Origin of the sequence: Enterobacter sp. TCD1-1 (genome assembly GCF_020567405.1) — a bacterium.
Lineage (GTDB): Bacteria > Pseudomonadota > Gammaproteobacteria > Enterobacterales > Enterobacteriaceae > Enterobacter > Enterobacter quasiroggenkampii.
Window position 1 is genome coordinate 88,037 of record NZ_JAJCXF010000007.1, and the last position, 16,283, is coordinate 104,319.

Genomic DNA, 16,283 nt, shown 5'->3' on the forward strand with positions numbered 1-16,283 from the left:
GGGTTTTTGGCCAACAGGCCGTATTTTGCCGCGGAGCGGCACTTCATTTGCTTCCAGGGTGGAAACAGGGATATTCAGGAGAAAACGTGACAAAAATCCGCCAGTTATGTTTAGTCAGTGTGTTGCTGACAAGCGGGATTGCCAGCGCGGCGAATGTCCGTTTGCAGGTTGAGGGGTTATCCGGGGCGCTACAAAAAAACGTACGTGCGCAGTTATCGACCATCCAGAGTGATGAGGTGACGCCGGACCGGCGTTTTCGCGCGCGCGTCGATGATGCGATCCGCGAGGGGCTGAAAGCGCTGGGTTATTACGAACCCACCATTGATTTTGACCTCCGTCCGCCTCCAAAGAAGGGGCGCCAGGTGCTTATTGCCCGCGTTTCGCCGGGCGAGCCGGTGTTGATTGGCGGCACGAACGTCATCCTGCGCGGCGGGGCGCGTACCGACCGGGATTACCTGGACCTGCTCAGCACGCGGCCGAAAATCGGTACTGTGCTTAATCACGGCGACTACGACCATTTCAAAAAAGAGCTGACCAGCGTTTCCCTGCGTAAGGGCTACTTTGACAGCCAGTTCAACAAAAGCCAGCTGGGCATTGCGCTGGCGCGACGTCAGGCCTTCTGGGATATCGATTACGACAGCGGAGAGCGTTACCGCTTTGGCGACGTGACGTTCGAAGGTTCGCAAATTCGTGAAGAGTACCTGCAAAACCTCGTGCCCTTCAAAAAAGGGGACTACTACCAGTCGAGCGACCTCGGAGAGCTGAACCGACGCCTCTCCGCTACCGGCTGGTTTAACTCCGTGGTTGTCGCACCGGAATTTGATAAGTCTCGCAAAACCAAGGTGTTGCCGCTGCATGGCGTTGTTTCGCCGCGCACCGAGAACACCATTGAGACCGGTGTGGGCTACTCGACGGACGTGGGGCCACGGGTGAAAACCTCGTGGAAAAAACCGTGGGTGAACTCGTACGGCCACAGCCTGACCACCAGCCTGAGCCTCTCTGCGCCCGAGCAGCAGCTGGATTTCAGCTACAAAATGCCGCTGCTGAAAAATCCGCTGGAGCAGTACTACCTTCTGCAGGGTGGTTTTAAGCGCACCGATTTGAACGACACCGAGCAGGACTCGACAACGCTTGCGGTCTCCCGCTTCTGGGATCTCTCCAGCGGCTGGCAGCGCGCCATTAACCTGCGCTGGAGCCTCGATCACTTTACCCAGGCTAACGTCACCAACACCACTATGCTGCTTTATCCGGGGGTGATGATCAGCCGCACCCGCTCGCGCGGGGGCCTGATGCCGACCTGGGGCGACTCACAGCGCTACTCCATCGATTATTCCAACACCGCCTGGGGCTCCGACGTGGACTTCTCCGTCTTTCAGGCGCAAAACGTCTGGATCCGCACGCTGTACGATAAACATCGCTTTGTGATGCGTGGCAATCTCGGCTGGATTGAAACGGGCGATTTCGAGCGCGTTCCGCCGGATCTGCGCTTCTTCGCCGGGGGCGACCGCAGCATTCGCGGGTATAAGTACAAATCGATCTCACCTGAGAACGAAAAGGGCCAGCTGACCGGTGCGTCAAAACTGGCGACGGGCTCGCTGGAGTACCAGTACAACGTCAGCGGAAAGTGGTGGGGCGCCATGTTTGTTGACGGCGGTGAAGCGGTGAACGATATCCGCCGCAGCGACTTTAAAACCGGCGCGGGCGTCGGCGTGCGCTGGCAGTCACCCGTCGGCCCCATCAAGCTCGATTTCGCCGTGCCGGTGGGCGACAAAGATGAACACGGATTACAGTTTTACATCGGTCTGGGGCCTGAATTATGAGTTTATGGAAGAAAATAAGCCTCGGAGTGCTGATCTTTATCGTGCTGCTGCTCGGTACGGTGGCGTTTCTGGTAGGAACGACGACCGGGCTGCATCTGCTGTTTAACGCCGCGAACCGCTGGGTGCCGGGGCTGGAAATTGGCCAGGTGACGGGCGGCTGGCGTGACCTGCGCCTGAAGAACATCCGCTATGAGCAGCCGGGCGTGGCGGTTAACGCCGGGGAGTTTCACCTGGCGGTGAAGCTGGGCTGTTTGCGGGACAGCAAGCTCTGCGTCAACGATCTGTTGCTAAAAGATGTCAACGTGGCGATAGACTCGAAGAAAATGCCGAAGTCTGCGCCGGTTGAAGAAGAGGACAGCGGCCCGCTGAATCTCTCCACGCCGTACCCGATCGCGCTTTATCGGGTCGCGCTCGATAACATCAATATCAAAATCGACGACACCACCGTGTCCGTGATGGATTTCACCTCCGGCCTGCGCTGGCAGGAGAAAAACCTCACCCTGACGCCAACGTCCCTGCAGGGCTTATTGATCGCGCTGCCGAAAGTGGCCGACGTGGCGCAGGAAGAGATCGTCGAGCCGAAGATCCAGAACCCGCAGCCGGAAGAGAAGCCGCTGGGCGAAACGCTGAAAGACCTCTTCTCGAAGCCAGTGCTGCCGGAAATGACCGACGTTCATCTGCCGCTGAACCTTAACATTGAGGAATTCAAAGGCGAACAGCTGCGTCTGACGGGCGATACCGACCTGACGGTCTATAACATGCTGCTGAAGGTCAGCAGCATTGACGGCAACATGAAGCTCGACGCGCTGGATATCGACACCAACCAGGGCTCGGTGAATGCGTCAGGTAATGCCCTGCTGCGCGACAGCTGGCCGGTGGATATCACGCTGAATAGCACCCTGAACATCGACCCGCTGAAAGGCGAGAAAGTGAAGGTCAAGGTGGGCGGGGCGCTGCGCGAAAAGCTTGATGTTGGCGTTAATCTCTCCGGCCCGGTGGATATGGCCCTGCGTGCACAAACCCAGCTGGCGGAAGCCGGGCTGCCGCTCAATCTTGAGGTTGTCAGCAAGCAGCTTTCCTGGCCGTTCACCGGCGAAAAGCAGTTCCAGGCCGATGACTTGAAGCTGAAGCTGAGCGGCAAGATGACCGACTACACGCTCTCGTTCCGCACCGCGGTGAAGGGGCAGGGCGTGCCGCCCGCGAACATCACCCTGGATGCGAAGGGCAACGAACAGCAGGTCAACCTCGACAAGCTGACCGTCGCGGCGCTGGAAGGTAAAACCGAGCTGACCGCGCTGCTCGACTGGCAGCAGGCGATCAGCTGGCGCGGCGAGCTGAAGCTGACGGGCATTAACACCGCCAAAGAGGTGCCGGACTGGCCGTCGAAGCTCGATGGTCTGATCAAAACCCGCGGCAGCCTGTACGGCGGCACGTGGCAGATGGACGTGCCGGAGATCAAGCTCACCGGGAACGTGAAGCAGAACAAGGTAAACGTTGAAGGCTCGGTGAAAGGCAACAGCTATCTGCAGTGGGTTATCCCGGGCCTGCACGTGGCCCTGGGGCGCAACACGGCGGATATCAAAGGCGAGCTGGGGGTGAAAGATCTTAATCTGGATGCCACCATCGACGCGCCGAATCTGGATAACGCCCTGCCGGGGCTTGGCGGTACGGCGAAAGGACTCGTGAAGGTGCGCGGCACGGTAGACGCGCCGCAGCTGCTGGCGGATATCACCGCCAATAACCTGCGCTGGCAAGAGCTGAGCGTTGCCCGCGTCCGCGTGGAAGGGGATGTGAAATCCACCGACCAGATCGGCGGTAACCTGAACCTGCGCGTGGAGCGCATTTCTCAGCCGGACGTGAACATCAGCCTGGTCACCCTGGACGCGAAAGGGAACGAGAAGCAGCACGACCTGCAGCTACGGGTGCAGGGCGAGCCGGTCTCCGGCCAGCTTCACCTGACCGGCAGCTTCGACCGCAAACAGGCGCGCTGGAAAGGGACGCTGGATAATACCCGTTTCAATACGCCGGTCGGGCCGCTGGCGCTGTCGCGCGCCATCGCTCTGGACTACCGCAACGCCGAGCAGAAGATCAGCATTGGGCCGCACTGCTGGACCAACCCGAATGCGGAACTGTGCGTGCCGCAAACCATCGATGCGGGCGCGGAAGGGCGCGCGCAGATCAACCTCAACCGCTTCGATCTGGCGATGCTAAAACCGTTTATGCCGGATACCACGCAGGCGAGCGGCGTCTTCAGCGGGAAAGCCGATGTCGCCTGGGACACCACCAAAGAGGGGCTGCCGCAGGGTAGCGTCACGCTGTCCGGGCGTAACGTGAAGGTGACGCAGGAGGTGAATGACGCGCCGCTGCCGGTGGCCTTCGACACCCTGAACCTGAGCGCTGACCTGCATAACAACCGTGCGGAGCTGGGGTGGCTGATTCGCCTCACCAATAACGGTCAGTTTGACGGAAAGGTTCAAATTACCGACCCACAGGGACGGCGAAATCTGGGTGGCAACGTCACTATCCGCAACTTCAACCTGGCGATGGTGAACCCGATTTTCGCACGCGGGGAAAAAGCCGAGGGCATGGTGAATGCCAACCTGCGCCTGGCGGGCAATGCACAAAGCCCTCAGCTGTTCGGCCAGCTGCGCCTCAGCGGCGTGGATATTGACGGCAACTTTATGCCGTTTGACATGCAGCCCAGCCAGATCGCCATGAACTTCAACGGCATGAGCTCGACGCTAAGCGGCTCGGTACTGACGCAGCAAGGGCAAATCAACCTGAGCGGCGACGCGGACTGGAGCCAGCTCGATAACTGGCGCGCCCGTATTGCCGCGAAAGGCAGTAAGGTGCGCATCACCGTACCGCCGATGGTGCGTCTGGACGTCTCGCCTGATGTGGTCTTTGAAGCCACGCCAAGCCTCTTCACGCTTGACGGTCGCGTCGACGTGCCGTGGGCGCGCATCGTGGTTCACGATGTGCCGGAAAGTGCGGTCGGCGTCTCAAGTGATGAAGTTATGCTCAATGAAAATCTGAAACCTGTCGAACAGAAGAGCGCTGGCATACCGATTAATAGTAACCTTATCGTGCACGTGGGGAATAACGTGCGGTTGGATGCGTTTGGGCTGAAGGCGAGGCTTACGGGCGACCTGAAGGTGGCGCAGGATAAACAAGGGCTAGGCCTGAACGGGCAAATCAATATTCCTGAAGGGCGTTTCCACGCTTATGGTCAGGATCTGATTGTCCGTAAAGGCGAGCTGCTGTTCTCCGGTCCACCGGATCAGCCTCTGCTGAACATCGAAGCGATTCGTAACCCGGAAGCGACGGAAAACGACGTCATTGCTGGGGTACGCGTCACCGGTTCTGCTGACGAACCGAAGGCGGAGATCTTCTCTGACCCGGCGATGTCCCAGCAGGAAGCCCTCTCTTACCTGCTGCGTGGACAAGGTCTCGACAGCGGTCAGAGCGACAGTGCGGCGATGACCTCGATGTTAGTGGGGCTGGGGGTTGCACAAAGTGGGCAGGTTGTGGGTAAAATCGGCGAGACGTTCGGCGTAAGCAATCTGGCGCTGGACACCCAGGGCGTGGGCGACTCCTCGCAGGTGGTGGTCAGCGGCTATGTACTGCCGGGTCTGCAGGTAAAATATGGTGTGGGGATCTTTGACTCACTGGCAACACTCACGTTACGCTATCGCCTGATGCCTAAGCTATATCTGGAAGCAGTGTCCGGCGTAGACCAGGCACTTGATCTGCTCTATCAGTTTGAGTTTTAGCAATGCGAATATTTGTCTACGGCAGTTTACGAACCAAGCAAGGCAACAGTCACTGGATGACCAATGCCCTGCTGCTGGGGAATTACAATATCGAGAACTACCAGTTGTACAGCCTGGGCCACTATCCAGGCGCGGTTCCCGGCGAAGGAACAGTACAGGGTGAAGTTTATCGTATTGATAACGCGACACTTGCCGAACTTGATGCCTTGCGCACCAGGGGCGGTGAATACGCGCGCCAGTTGATCCAGACGCCGTACGGAAGTGCGTGGATGTATGTCTACCAGCGTCCGGTCGAAGGGTTAACGCGGATTGTAAGCGGTAACTGGTTAGACAGAGACCAGTACTGAAAAAAACAACGCCACCGTGAGGTGGCGTTGTTTTTTTACGCCTCTTGCCGGGTGGCGCTGCGCTTACCCGGCCTGCATGTTCCAGCCACAAAAAAGCCCCGGCATGCGGGGCTTTTTTTAATCGACAGTAAGAATTACTTCTTAGCAGCGCGTTCGAAAGAGGCGATGATTTCCGCTTTCGCTGCTTCTGCGTTGTCCCAGCCGTCAACTTTAACCCACTTGCCTTTTTCGAGATCTTTGTAGTGCTCGAAGAAGTGAGTGATCTGCGCTTTCAGCAGTTCTGGCAGGTCGTTCACATCTTTGATGTGATCGTATTCTTTGCTCAGCTTGGTGTGCGGTACCGCAACCAGCTTCGCATCTTCACCGGATTCGTCGGTCATTTTCAGCACGCCAACGGGACGGCAGCGAATCACTGCACCTGGCTGCAGTGGGTATGGCGTTGGGACCAGCACGTCAACCGGGTCACCGTCCAGAGACAGGGTGTGGTTGATGTAACCGTAGTTGCACGGATAGAACATCGCGGTAGACATGAAACGGTCTACGAACAGGGCGCCGCTCTCTTTGTCCACTTCGTATTTGATCGGATCTGCGTTAGCCGGGATTTCGATAACTACGTAGATGTCTTCTGGCAGTTCTTTACCCGCTGGGACGTTGAGTAAGCTCATGTCGGTGTCCTTTAAAATGGATGGTAAACAAGTGGCAGGTATTATAGCCAACTCGCGCTGAATGTCTCCGCCTGTTTTCGCCTTCTCTCCACGTTATTCCCACTTTTCAGACCGATTCCATGACAGAAAAATCCATAAACTCAGCCGCATTTTTCATGGAGAAATGAAAGCGATTACAAACTTGTGATTAACCTTTTATTCACTTTTCTGAAGTGTGATGTAACGCAATTCGTTACATATTTCATGGGCTATAGTCATTCCGCAGAACATCTTTTAACCAACAATAACTCACCCTACGAGGACGTTCATATGTGGAAGCGCTTACTCCTGGTCACAGCCGTTTCGGCAGCCATGTCGTCTATGGCGATGGCCGCTCCCTTAACCGTAGGTTTTTCGCAAGTCGGCTCTGAATCTGGCTGGCGAGCGGCAGAAACCAACGTGGCGAAAAGCGAAGCTCAGAAACGCGGCATTACCCTGAAAATCGCCGATGGTCAGCAAAAACAAGAGAATCAGATCAAAGCCGTGCGCTCCTTTATCGCCCAGGGCGTGGATGCCATCTTTATTGCCCCCGTCGTGGCGACCGGCTGGGAACCCGTCCTGAAGGAAGCGAAAGACGCTGAGATCCCGGTCTTCCTGCTCGATCGTTCCATCGACGTCAAAGACAAATCTCTCTATATGACCACCGTGACGGCCAACAACGTGCTGGAAGGGCAGTTAATTGGTGACTGGCTGGTAAAACAGGTCGACGGCAAGCCGTGTAACGTCGTTGAGCTGCAGGGTACCGTCGGGGCGAGCGTGGCTATCGACCGTAAAAAAGGCTTTGCTGAAGCCATCGCGAAAGCGCCAAACATCAAGATTATCCGCTCTCAGTCCGGCGACTTTACCCGTAGCAAAGGTAAAGAGGTCATGGAGAGCTTCATTAAGGCTGAAAACAACGGCAAGAACATCTGCATGGTTTACGCCCACAACGATGACATGGTGATCGGTGCGATTCAGGCCATTAAAGAAGCGGGTCTGAAGCCGGGCAAAGATATCCTCACCGGCTCTATCGACGGCGTGCCGGACATCTACAAAGCGATGATCGACGGCGAAGCCAACGCCAGCGTGGAGCTGACGCCAAACATGGCGGGCCCGGCATTCGACGCGCTGGAGAAATTCAAGAAAGACGGCACGATGCCTGAGAAAGTGACGGTCACCAAGTCCACCCTCTACCTGCCTGACACGGCGAAAGAAGAGTTAGAGAAGAAGAAAAATATGGGCTACTAAGACCCGCGCCCCTCACCCCAGCCCTCTCCCCGGAGGGGAGAGGGAGAAAGGCAGGGCGGAGCTGGATATTAACAATTGGCACGATCAATCCCCTCTCCCCTCAGGGGAGAGGGTCAGGGTGAGGGGGAAACCATGACCACTGAACAACACCAGGAAATCCTCCGCACAGAGGGCTTGAGTAAATTCTTTCCCGGCGTAAAGGCGCTGGATAACGTTGATTTCAGCCTGCGGCGCGGGGAGATCATGGCGCTGCTGGGCGAAAACGGCGCGGGAAAATCGACGCTGATTAAATCCCTGACCGGTGTTTATCACGCTGACCGCGGCACCATCTGGCTGGAAGGTAACGCCATTTCGCCCAAAAACACCGCCCATGCCCAGCAGCTGGGGATCGGGACGGTCTATCAGGAAGTGAACCTGCTGCCGAATATGTCGGTGGCGGATAACTTGTTTATTGGCCGTGAGCCACGACACTTTGGCCTGCTGCGCCGTAAAGAGATGGAGGCGCGGGCGACAACGCTGATGGAATCCTACGGCTTCTCCCTCGACGTCCGCGAGCCGCTGAACCGCTTTTCCGTGGCGATGCAGCAGATCGTCGCCATTTGTCGCGCGATCGATCTCTCCGCAAAGGTGCTGATCCTCGACGAACCCACCGCCAGCCTCGATACCCAGGAGGTGGAGATGCTCTTTACCCTGATGCGCCAGCTGCGCGATCAGGGCGTCAGCCTGATCTTCGTTACCCACTTCCTCGATCAGGTGTATGAGGTAAGCGATCGCATTACGGTGCTGCGCAACGGCAGCTTTGTCGGCTGCCGTGAAACCCGTGAGCTGCCGCAGATCGAGCTGGTCAAAATGATGCTGGGCCGCGAGCTGGAGACCAACGCCCTTCAGCGCGCGGGCCGCACGCTGCTGAGCGAGAAGCCGGTCGCCGCGTTCAGCGATTACGGTAAAAAAGGGGTCATCTCGCCGTTTAACCTTGAGGTGCGGCCAGGCGAAATTGTCGGGCTGGCGGGCCTGTTAGGCTCGGGTCGAACCGAGACCGCCGAGGTGATCTTCGGGATCAAGCCCGCCGACAGCGGCAGCGCGCTGATCAAGGGCAAACCGCAAACCCTGCGATCGCCGCATCAGGCCTCCTGTCTCGGCGTCGGCTTCTGCCCGGAGGATCGGAAAACGGACGGCATTATTGCCGCGGCCTCGGTGCGGGAAAATATCATTCTGGCGCTACAGGCCCAGCGCGGCTGGCTGCGGCCGATCCCTCGCAAAGAGCAGAACGCCATTGCCGAGCGGTTTATCCGCCAGCTCGGCATCCGCACCCCGAGCGCGGAACAGCCCATTGAATTTCTCTCCGGCGGTAACCAGCAGAAAGTGCTGCTGTCGCGCTGGCTGCTGACCAAACCCCAGTTCCTGATCCTCGACGAACCGACCCGCGGCATTGACGTGGGGGCGCACGCCGAAATTATCCGGCTTATCGAGACCCTGTGCGCTGACGGTCTGGCGCTGCTGGTCATTTCGTCCGAGCTGGAAGAGCTGGTGGGTTATGCCGATCGCGTCATCATTATGCGCGATCGTAAACAGGTGGCAGAGATCCCGCTGGATAAGCTGTCCGTTCCGGCGATCATGAATGCCATCGCGGCATAAGGAGTGAATCGTGATGTCCCGTTCGCTTTCGCAAACCGGTGAGTCAAAGCGCCGCTTCAGCTGGCCGACCGGCACGCCGCAAATCGCGGCGCTGCTGGTGGTGCTGCTGGTTGATAGCCTGGTTGCCCCGCATTTCTTCCAGATCATCGTGCAGGATGGCCGCCTGTTTGGCAGCCCGATAGACATTTTAAACCGTGCCGCGCCCGTGGCGCTGCTGGCCATCGGGATGACGCTGGTGATTGCCACCGGCGGGATTGACCTCTCCGTCGGCGCGGTGATGGCTATCGCCGGGGCCACGGCCGCCTCCATGACCGTGGCCGGGCACAGCCTGCCGGTGGTCCTGTTGGCAGCCTTAGGTACCGGCGTGCTGGCCGGGTTATGGAACGGCATTCTGGTGGCGGTCCTGAAAATCCAGCCCTTTGTCGCCACGCTGATTTTAATGGTGGCCGGGCGCGGCGTCGCGCAGCTGATTACCTCCGGCCAGATTGTTACTTTCAACTCACCGAGCCTGGCGTGGCTCGGCAGCGGCAACCTTCTGTTCTTCCCGACGCCTGTGATTATTGCCCTGGTGACGCTAGTGGTGTTCTGGCTTTTCACCCGCAAAACGGCACTGGGCATGTTCATTGAGGCCGTCGGGATCAACATCCGCGCCGCGCGCAACGCCGGGGTCAACACGCGGCTGATGGTGATGCTGACCTACGTGTTGAGCGGTATCTGCGCCGCCATCGCCGGGGTGATCGTCGCGGCGGATATCCGCGGAGCCGATGCCAACAACGCCGGGCTCTGGCTGGAGCTGGATGCGATCCTGGCGGTGGTCATCGGCGGCGGGTCGCTGATGGGCGGACGCTTTAACCTGCTGCTCTCGGTGATCGGCGCGCTGATTATTCAGGGCATGAATACCGGGATCCTGCTCTCCGGTTTCCAGCCGGAACTCAACCAGGTGGTGAAAGCGGTGGTCGTGCTCTGCGTGCTGATCGTCCAGTCGCCGCGCTTTGTCAGCATCATTAAGGGGATTCGTGGCCATGATAAAACGTAATTTACCGCTAATGATCACGCTGGGCGTGTTTGTGCTGGGCTACCTCTACTGTCTGACGCAGTTCCCCGGCTTTGCCTCGACGCGCGTGATCTGCAATATCCTGACCGATAACGCCTTTTTAGGCATCATCGCCGTCGGCATGACCTTTGTGATCCTCTCCGGCGGGATCGACCTCTCCGTCGGCTCGGTGATCGCGTTTACGGGCGTGTTCCTCGCAAAGGCGATCGGCTTCTGGAGCATCTCACCGCTGGTGGCGTTTCCGCTGGTGCTGGTGATGGGCTGCGCGTTTGGCGCCTTTATGGGGCTGCTGATCGACGCGTTAAAGATTCCGGCGTTTATTATTACCCTCGCGGGAATGTTCTTCCTCCGTGGGGTGAGCTACCTGGTGTCGGAAGAGTCGATTCCAATTAACCATCCGGTGTATGACACGCTCTCCAGCCTGGCGTGGAAGATCCCCGGCGGCGGCCGCCTGAGCGCGATGGGGCTGCTGATGCTGGGCGTGGTCGTCATTGGCATCTTCCTTGCTCACCGTACCCGGTTTGGTAATCAGGTTTACGCCATTGGCGGCAACGCCACGTCGGCCAACCTGATGGGGATCTCGACCCGCAGCACCACCATCCGCATCTATATGCTCTCGACCGGCCTGGCGACGCTGGCGGGTATCGTCTTCTCGGTATACACCCAGGCGGGCTATGCCCTCGCAGGCGTGGGCGTTGAGCTGGATGCGATTGCTTCTGTGGTCATCGGCGGCACGCTGCTCAGCGGCGGCGTGGGGACGGTGCTGGGGACGCTGTTCGGCGTGGCGATTCAGGGGCTGATCCAGACCTATATCAACTTTGACGGCACGCTCAGCTCGTGGTGGACGAAGATCGCCATCGGCATTCTGCTGTTTATTTTTATTGCCCTACAGCGCGGTCTGACGGTGCTCTGGGAGAACCGTCAAAGCTCGCCTGTTACCCGTGTAAACACATCAGTAACAGAGCGATAACACCCTGAATTTGCTTAAAGTCTAAACATTTTCCGGTAGCGGCCGATACTCTTTTTTTATGCCCAGAAATATCTCGCTACCGGAAATAATATCATGCTGAAAACGCTATCGATTCGTACCGGCTTGCTCTCTTTACTGGCCGTTATGACCCTTCTGCTGCTGATTGTCAGCGGCATTGGCATTTATGCCCTCACACAGAGTTCTTCTTCGCTGCAGCGTATTAATCACCTTCAGGGTGAGCAGATGGTGCAGCTTAATTCAGGCTATACGCTGATCCTGCGCGCGCGCAATGAAGCGGGGCAGGCCGTCCGCATGATGGAAATCGGCATGCTGGATGATGCGGCCAACGCGGTAAAAAACATCAACCAGGAAGTCGCCCTGGCCCAGAAAACGCTGAAGGGCGTGATCGACGGCGGCGTGGCTGACGAGCAGGGGCAACAGCTGCTCAATAAGGTGGCGGCCAGTCTGGGGACGTATATCCAGCAGGGGATCAACCCGATGCTGAAAACCCTCAATGACCAGAGCGCGGACGGGTATTACGATCTGCTGGAGAAGACGCTGATCCCGCTGGCGTCAACGTTCGATAATGACATGCAGGCGTTTCAGAAATGGAGCGAAGCGCGAGGTCTGGCGGAAGTGAGTGCCGTGCAGGCGAGCAAAACCCGCGTCCTGATCCTGATTATCGTGGCGGCGCTGCTGACGGCGGGCATTATTGTGCTGGCCTGGCTGGCGCTGCGCCATATGCTGCTCAAGCCGCTCTCGGCGTCGATTGCTCAACTGGAGAATGTAGCAGCGGGCGATTTAACCCATACGCTGGCTGCACCCGCGAGCCAGGAGTTTAACCGCCTTAACGCGGTGATAGAGGAGATGCGTCAGTCGCTGATGAACTCGGTTCTGCGGGTACGCGATGCCAGCGCGCAGATTGACACCGGCAGCCGCGAGCTGACGCTGGGAAACCGCGATCTTGCCGAGCGTACGGAATCCACCGCCACGTCGCTGGAGCAGACCGCGGCCAGCATGGAACAGATCACCGCGACGGTGAAGCTCAACGCCGATAACGCCGAGCAGGCGCACCAGCTGGCGAAATCGGTGTCCGACACGGCCGATCACGGCAGTGAAATGGTCTGCTACGTGATTGAAAAAATGCGCGATATCTCCGGCAGTTCGGCGCGTATCGCTGACATCCTGAGCGTCATCGACGGCATTGCCTTCCAGACCAATATTCTGGCGCTTAACGCCTCCGTGGAAGCGGCGCGTGCGGGCGAGCAGGGGCGCGGTTTTGCCGTCGTCGCGGGCGAGGTGCGCAACCTGGCCAGCCGCAGCGCTGACGCGGCGAAAGAGATTCGAACGCTTATCGGCGACTCGCAGACCCACGTTAACGAGGGCAGCGAGCTGGCCCAGCAGGCTGGCGAAACGATGGACGAGATTGCAACCGAAGTGCTGCGTATGACCAAACTGATGCGTGAGATTGCGACCGCGTCTCATGAGCAGAGCCGCGGCATTGAGCAGGTAAATATTGCGGTGAACCAGATGGACGAAACCGCGCAGCAGAATGCGGCGCTGGTGCAGCAATCATCCGCCGCGACCCGCTCCCTTGAGGAGCAGTCGCGTCAGCTGATGGAAGCCATGTCATCATTCAAAGTGACGACTCAGAACGCGGCATAATATTACCCAGCCCCGGTACGTTCTGTGCCGGGGTTTTATTCCTTCCGGAATTAAGCGCCCCGATATTATCGTGAATTTCACCCATTAATATTTCCAGCGAGCTGGTTAAGGCTAACGCTTTTTCAGTCGGTTCAAGATATAAACCTTTACGGAAAAATAACGGCTCATCAAAGAGTTGATTAAAACGCTTTAATGCCAGACTCACCGCAGGACGGGACATCTCCAGACGCAAAGAGGCCTTTGCCATGCTGCCGCAACGGACGATTTCAATAAATACAGGGATAAGATTTAAATCAATACCGGTGTTAGCACGGGAATAATTTTTCATTGCGATTCTGCTCCACGAAATATCTGTCAAACTGTTATGGAAATAATGCAGGAGCAGTGGCGAAGATTAAAGCATGTTTTTTATAAACACTTATACGGTAAAATATATAAATGACCAGGGGAGCCGGATCGGCTCCCCTGAAGAGAGGGATTATGCGTCCGGGTACTCACGGATGAAACGTTCGACATCTTCAACCATGTGGTTGTTGCCGACGAAGAATGAACGGCGCTGGTGAAGGCTTTCCGGCACGATCTCCAGAATACGCTCTTTACCGTCGCTCGCCTTGCCGCCCGCCTGTTCGGCCAGGAACGCCATCGGGTTGCATTCGTACAGCAGACGCAGTTTCCCGTCCGGGTGGCTGGCGGTACTTGGGTAGAGGTAGATGCCGCCTTTCAGCAGGTTACGGTGGAAATCCGCGACCAGGGAGCCAATATAGCGGGACGTGTAAGGGCGCTGCGTCGCTTTATCTTCTTCCTGGCAGAATTTGATGTACTTCTTCACACCGTTCGGGAAGCGGATGTAGTTGCCTTCGTTGATGGAGTAGGTGTTGCCCTTCTCCGGGAAGCGCATGCGTTCCTGGCTCAGACAGAAAACGCCCAGTGATGGATCGTACGTAAAGGCGTGCACTCCGCACCCGGTGGTGTACACCAGCATGGTGGAGGAGCCATAAACCACGTAACCGGCAGCAACCTGATTAATGCCCGGCTGCAGGAAATCTTCTTCGGTCACCGGCGTGCCAACAGGCGTGACGCGGCGGTAGATGGAGAAAATGGTACCGACAGAAACGTTAACGTCGATGTTGGAGGAGCCGTCGAGCGGATCCATCAGAACAACGTATTTCGCGTGTTCACACCCTTCGAAAACAACAATTTCATCTTCTTCTTCGGAGGCGATACCCGCAACGATGTCGCGCGCGCGCAGTGCAGCTTTCAGTTTTTCATTTGCGAACAGATCGAGTTTCTGCTGAACCTCGCCCTGAACGTTCTCGGCACCGCTGGCACCCAGGATATCGACCAGACCGGCCTTGTTGATATCACGGTGGATGATCTTAGCGCCCAGCTTTATTGCCGACAGCAAAGCAGTGAGTTCACCGGTAGCATGAGAGAACTCGTGCTGCTTTTCGACAATAAATTCACCTAACGTTTTCATAACACTTTCCCTGCATCTTTGTGAGTAGAGCGATTGTATGTTCACTAAAACGACTAAAGCCCAACAATCTTAACAAATATTCAAATAGTAGCGCAGAGGTGAATCGCGCCAGCAGGATACGGATTTTCCTGAAATGCGTTTCACACCCGCTGACATGTGAGTAAAATGTGCGCCACATTGAAGAAGGATAGTGACGTATGCGCATTCATATATTGGGGATTTGTGGCACTTTCATGGGCGGACTGGCAATGCTGGCGCGCTCGCTGGGCCATGAGGTGACAGGTTCGGACGCCAATGTGTATCCGCCAATGAGCACACTTCTGGAGAAACAGGGCATCGCTTTAATTCAGGGCTACGATGCCAGCCAGCTGGATCCTGAGCCGGATCTGGTGATCATTGGCAACGCCATGACCCGCGGCAACCCGTGCGTTGAGGCGGTACTGGAACGCAATATTCCGTTCATGTCCGGCCCGCAGTGGCTGCATGACTTCGTCCTGCGTGACCGCTGGGTGGTTGCCGTTGCCGGTACCCACGGCAAAACGACCACCGCGGGCATGGCGACCTGGATCCTCGAAGCCTGCGGCTATAAGCCGGGCTTCGTCATCGGCGGCGTACCGGGCAACTTTGACGTTTCTGCGCGCCTGGGGGACAGCCCGTTCTTTGTGATCGAAGCCGACGAGTATGACTGCGCGTTCTTCGACAAGCGCTCTAAGTTCGTGCATTACTGCCCGCGCACGCTGATCCTCAATAACCTTGAGTTTGACCACGCGGATATTTTTGACGACCTGAAGGCCATTCAGAAACAGTTCCATCACCTGGTGCGCATTGTTCCAGGCCAGGGCCGCATCATCCTGCCGGAAAACGACATTAACCTGAAGCAGACCCTGGCAATGGGCTGCTGGAGCGAGCAGGAGCTGGTGGGCGAGCAGGGCCACTGGCAGGCGAAGAAACTCAATGCCGATGCCTCCGAGTGGGAAGTGCTGCTCGACGGTGAAAAAGTGGGTGAGGTGAAGTGGGGCCTGGTGGGCGAACACAATATGCACAACGGCCTGATGGCGATTGCCGCAGCGCGTCACGTGGGCGTTCAGCCTGCGGATGCGGCGAATGCGCTGGGCTCGTTTATCAATGCCCGCCGCCGTCTGGAACTGCGCGGTGAAGCCCACGGCGTCACCGTGTATGACGATTTCGCGCACCACCCAACGGCCATTCTGGCCACGCTTGCCGCCCTGCGTGGCAAAGTTGGCGGTACCGCGCGCATTCTGGCGGTGCTGGAACCACGCTCGAACACCATGAAGATGGGCATCTGCAAAGACGATCTCGCGCCGTCGTTAGGACGTGCCGATGAAGTCTTCCTGCTGCAGCCGCAGCATATTCCGTGGCAGGTCGCGGAAGTGGCCGATGCCTGCATTCAGCCGGCACACTGGAGTGCAGATGTGGATGCGCTCGCGGATATGGTGGTGAAAGCCGCTCAGCCTGGCGACCATATTCTGGTGATGAGCAACGGCGGTTTTGGTGGGATCCATCAGAAGCTGCTGGACGGGCTGGCGAAGAAAGCGGAAGCGGCCGCCGAGGCGTAAAAAAAAGCCCGGTGGCGCTTGCGCTTACCGGGCC

12 protein-coding genes are annotated in these 16,283 nt (G+C 57.6%); 9 read left to right on the top strand and 3 right to left on the bottom strand.

Annotated elements, in window-relative coordinates:
* Positions 1-86 precede the first annotated feature (86 nt).
* From tamA to LJA86_RS20165, 3 genes are read left to right on the top strand one after another with little or no spacing between them, the layout of a single operon-like run.
* Complete coding sequence (gene tamA / locus LJA86_RS20155) at positions 87-1,820, top strand: autotransporter assembly complex protein TamA (RefSeq protein WP_045908043.1); 1,734 nt, start codon at positions 87-89, stop codon at positions 1,818-1,820.
* Positions 1,817-5,593: an autotransporter assembly complex protein TamB gene (gene tamB, locus LJA86_RS20160; RefSeq protein ID WP_229226634.1), complete on the top strand. Its 3,777-nt coding sequence runs from the start codon at positions 1,817-1,819 to the stop codon at positions 5,591-5,593. Before tamA ends, tamB begins: the two co-directional genes overlap by 4 nt.
* Before the next feature lie 2 nt (positions 5,594-5,595).
* Positions 5,596-5,940 (top strand): gamma-glutamylcyclotransferase family protein, encoded by a 345-nt coding sequence (locus tag LJA86_RS20165; RefSeq protein WP_014830431.1) that lies wholly within the window; start codon positions 5,596-5,598, stop codon positions 5,938-5,940.
* A gap of 134 nt (positions 5,941-6,074) precedes the next feature.
* Here the strand turns inward: LJA86_RS20165 and ppa are convergent, their stop codons facing one another.
* The gene (gene ppa, locus LJA86_RS20170; RefSeq protein WP_008501423.1) at positions 6,075-6,605 is read right to left on the bottom strand and encodes an inorganic diphosphatase; all 531 of its coding nucleotides are present in this window, start codon (positions 6,603-6,605) and stop codon (positions 6,075-6,077) included.
* 309 nt (positions 6,606-6,914) lie between these two features.
* Here ppa and ytfQ point away from each other — a divergent pair, with 309 nt between their 5' ends.
* The 5 genes from ytfQ to LJA86_RS20195 all read left to right on the top strand — a co-directional run bounded on the left by ytfQ (position 6,915) and on the right by LJA86_RS20195 (position 13,195).
* Positions 6,915-7,871 (top strand): galactofuranose ABC transporter substrate-binding protein YtfQ, encoded by a 957-nt coding sequence (ytfQ, locus tag LJA86_RS20175; RefSeq protein WP_014882271.1) that lies wholly within the window; start codon positions 6,915-6,917, stop codon positions 7,869-7,871.
* A 132-nt stretch (positions 7,872-8,003) separates the two neighbouring features.
* The gene (ytfR, locus tag LJA86_RS20180; protein WP_229226635.1) at positions 8,004-9,506 is read left to right on the top strand and encodes a galactofuranose ABC transporter, ATP-binding protein YtfR; all 1,503 of its coding nucleotides are present in this window, start codon (positions 8,004-8,006) and stop codon (positions 9,504-9,506) included.
* Positions 9,507-9,516: 10 nt separating this feature from the next.
* A complete protein-coding gene (gene ytfT, locus LJA86_RS20185; protein ID WP_181575560.1) occupies positions 9,517-10,542 on the top strand; it encodes a galactofuranose ABC transporter, ATP-binding protein YtfT in 1,026 nt (341 codons plus the stop codon).
* Positions 10,529-11,530 carry a galactofuranose ABC transporter, permease protein YjfF gene (gene yjfF / locus LJA86_RS20190; protein WP_229226636.1) on the top strand — a complete coding sequence of 334 codons (1,002 nt, stop codon included), beginning with the start codon at positions 10,529-10,531 and terminating at the stop codon, positions 11,528-11,530. Before ytfT ends, yjfF begins: the two co-directional genes overlap by 14 nt.
* A gap of 93 nt (positions 11,531-11,623) precedes the next feature.
* Positions 11,624-13,195, top strand: coding sequence for a methyl-accepting chemotaxis protein (locus LJA86_RS20195; RefSeq protein ID WP_229226637.1), 1,572 nt, complete (start codon positions 11,624-11,626; stop codon positions 13,193-13,195).
* Here the strand turns inward: LJA86_RS20195 and LJA86_RS20200 are convergent.
* Entirely contained in the window at positions 13,167-13,523 is a 357-nt protein-coding gene (locus LJA86_RS20200) for a helix-turn-helix domain-containing protein (protein WP_024907284.1), read from the bottom strand. The genes LJA86_RS20195 and LJA86_RS20200 overlap by 29 nt on opposite strands.
* A 150-nt stretch (positions 13,524-13,673) precedes the next feature.
* Positions 13,674-14,672 carry a class 1 fructose-bisphosphatase gene (fbp, locus tag LJA86_RS20205; protein ID WP_008501416.1) on the bottom strand — a complete coding sequence of 333 codons (999 nt, stop codon included), beginning with the start codon at positions 14,670-14,672 and terminating at the stop codon, positions 13,674-13,676.
* 197 nt (positions 14,673-14,869) lie between these two features.
* Here fbp and mpl point away from each other — a divergent pair, with 197 nt between their 5' ends.
* Positions 14,870-16,249, top strand: coding sequence for a UDP-N-acetylmuramate:L-alanyl-gamma-D-glutamyl-meso-diaminopimelate ligase (mpl, locus tag LJA86_RS20210; RefSeq protein WP_023345313.1), 1,380 nt, complete (start codon positions 14,870-14,872; stop codon positions 16,247-16,249).
* The last annotated feature ends 34 nt before the right edge of the window (positions 16,250-16,283 follow it).

Coding starts and splice junctions, on each gene's coding strand:
- tamB (WP_229226634.1), top strand. CDS start 1,817: ATGAGTTTATGGAAGAAAATAAGCCTCGGAGTGCTGATCTTTATCGTG.
- LJA86_RS20165 (WP_014830431.1), top strand. CDS start 5,596: ATGCGAATATTTGTCTACGGCAGTTTACGAACCAAGCAAGGCAACAGT.
- ppa (WP_008501423.1), bottom strand. CDS start 6,605: ATGAGCTTACTCAACGTCCCAGCGGGTAAAGAACTGCCAGAAGACATC.
- ytfQ (WP_014882271.1), top strand. CDS start 6,915: ATGTGGAAGCGCTTACTCCTGGTCACAGCCGTTTCGGCAGCCATGTCG.
- ytfR (WP_229226635.1), top strand. CDS start 8,004: ATGACCACTGAACAACACCAGGAAATCCTCCGCACAGAGGGCTTGAGT.
- yjfF (WP_229226636.1), top strand. CDS start 10,529: ATGATAAAACGTAATTTACCGCTAATGATCACGCTGGGCGTGTTTGTG.
- LJA86_RS20195 (WP_229226637.1), top strand. CDS start 11,624: ATGCTGAAAACGCTATCGATTCGTACCGGCTTGCTCTCTTTACTGGCC.
- LJA86_RS20200 (WP_024907284.1), bottom strand. CDS start 13,523: ATGAAAAATTATTCCCGTGCTAACACCGGTATTGATTTAAATCTTATC.
- fbp (WP_008501416.1), bottom strand. CDS start 14,672: ATGAAAACGTTAGGTGAATTTATTGTCGAAAAGCAGCACGAGTTCTCT.
- mpl (WP_023345313.1), top strand. CDS start 14,870: ATGCGCATTCATATATTGGGGATTTGTGGCACTTTCATGGGCGGACTG.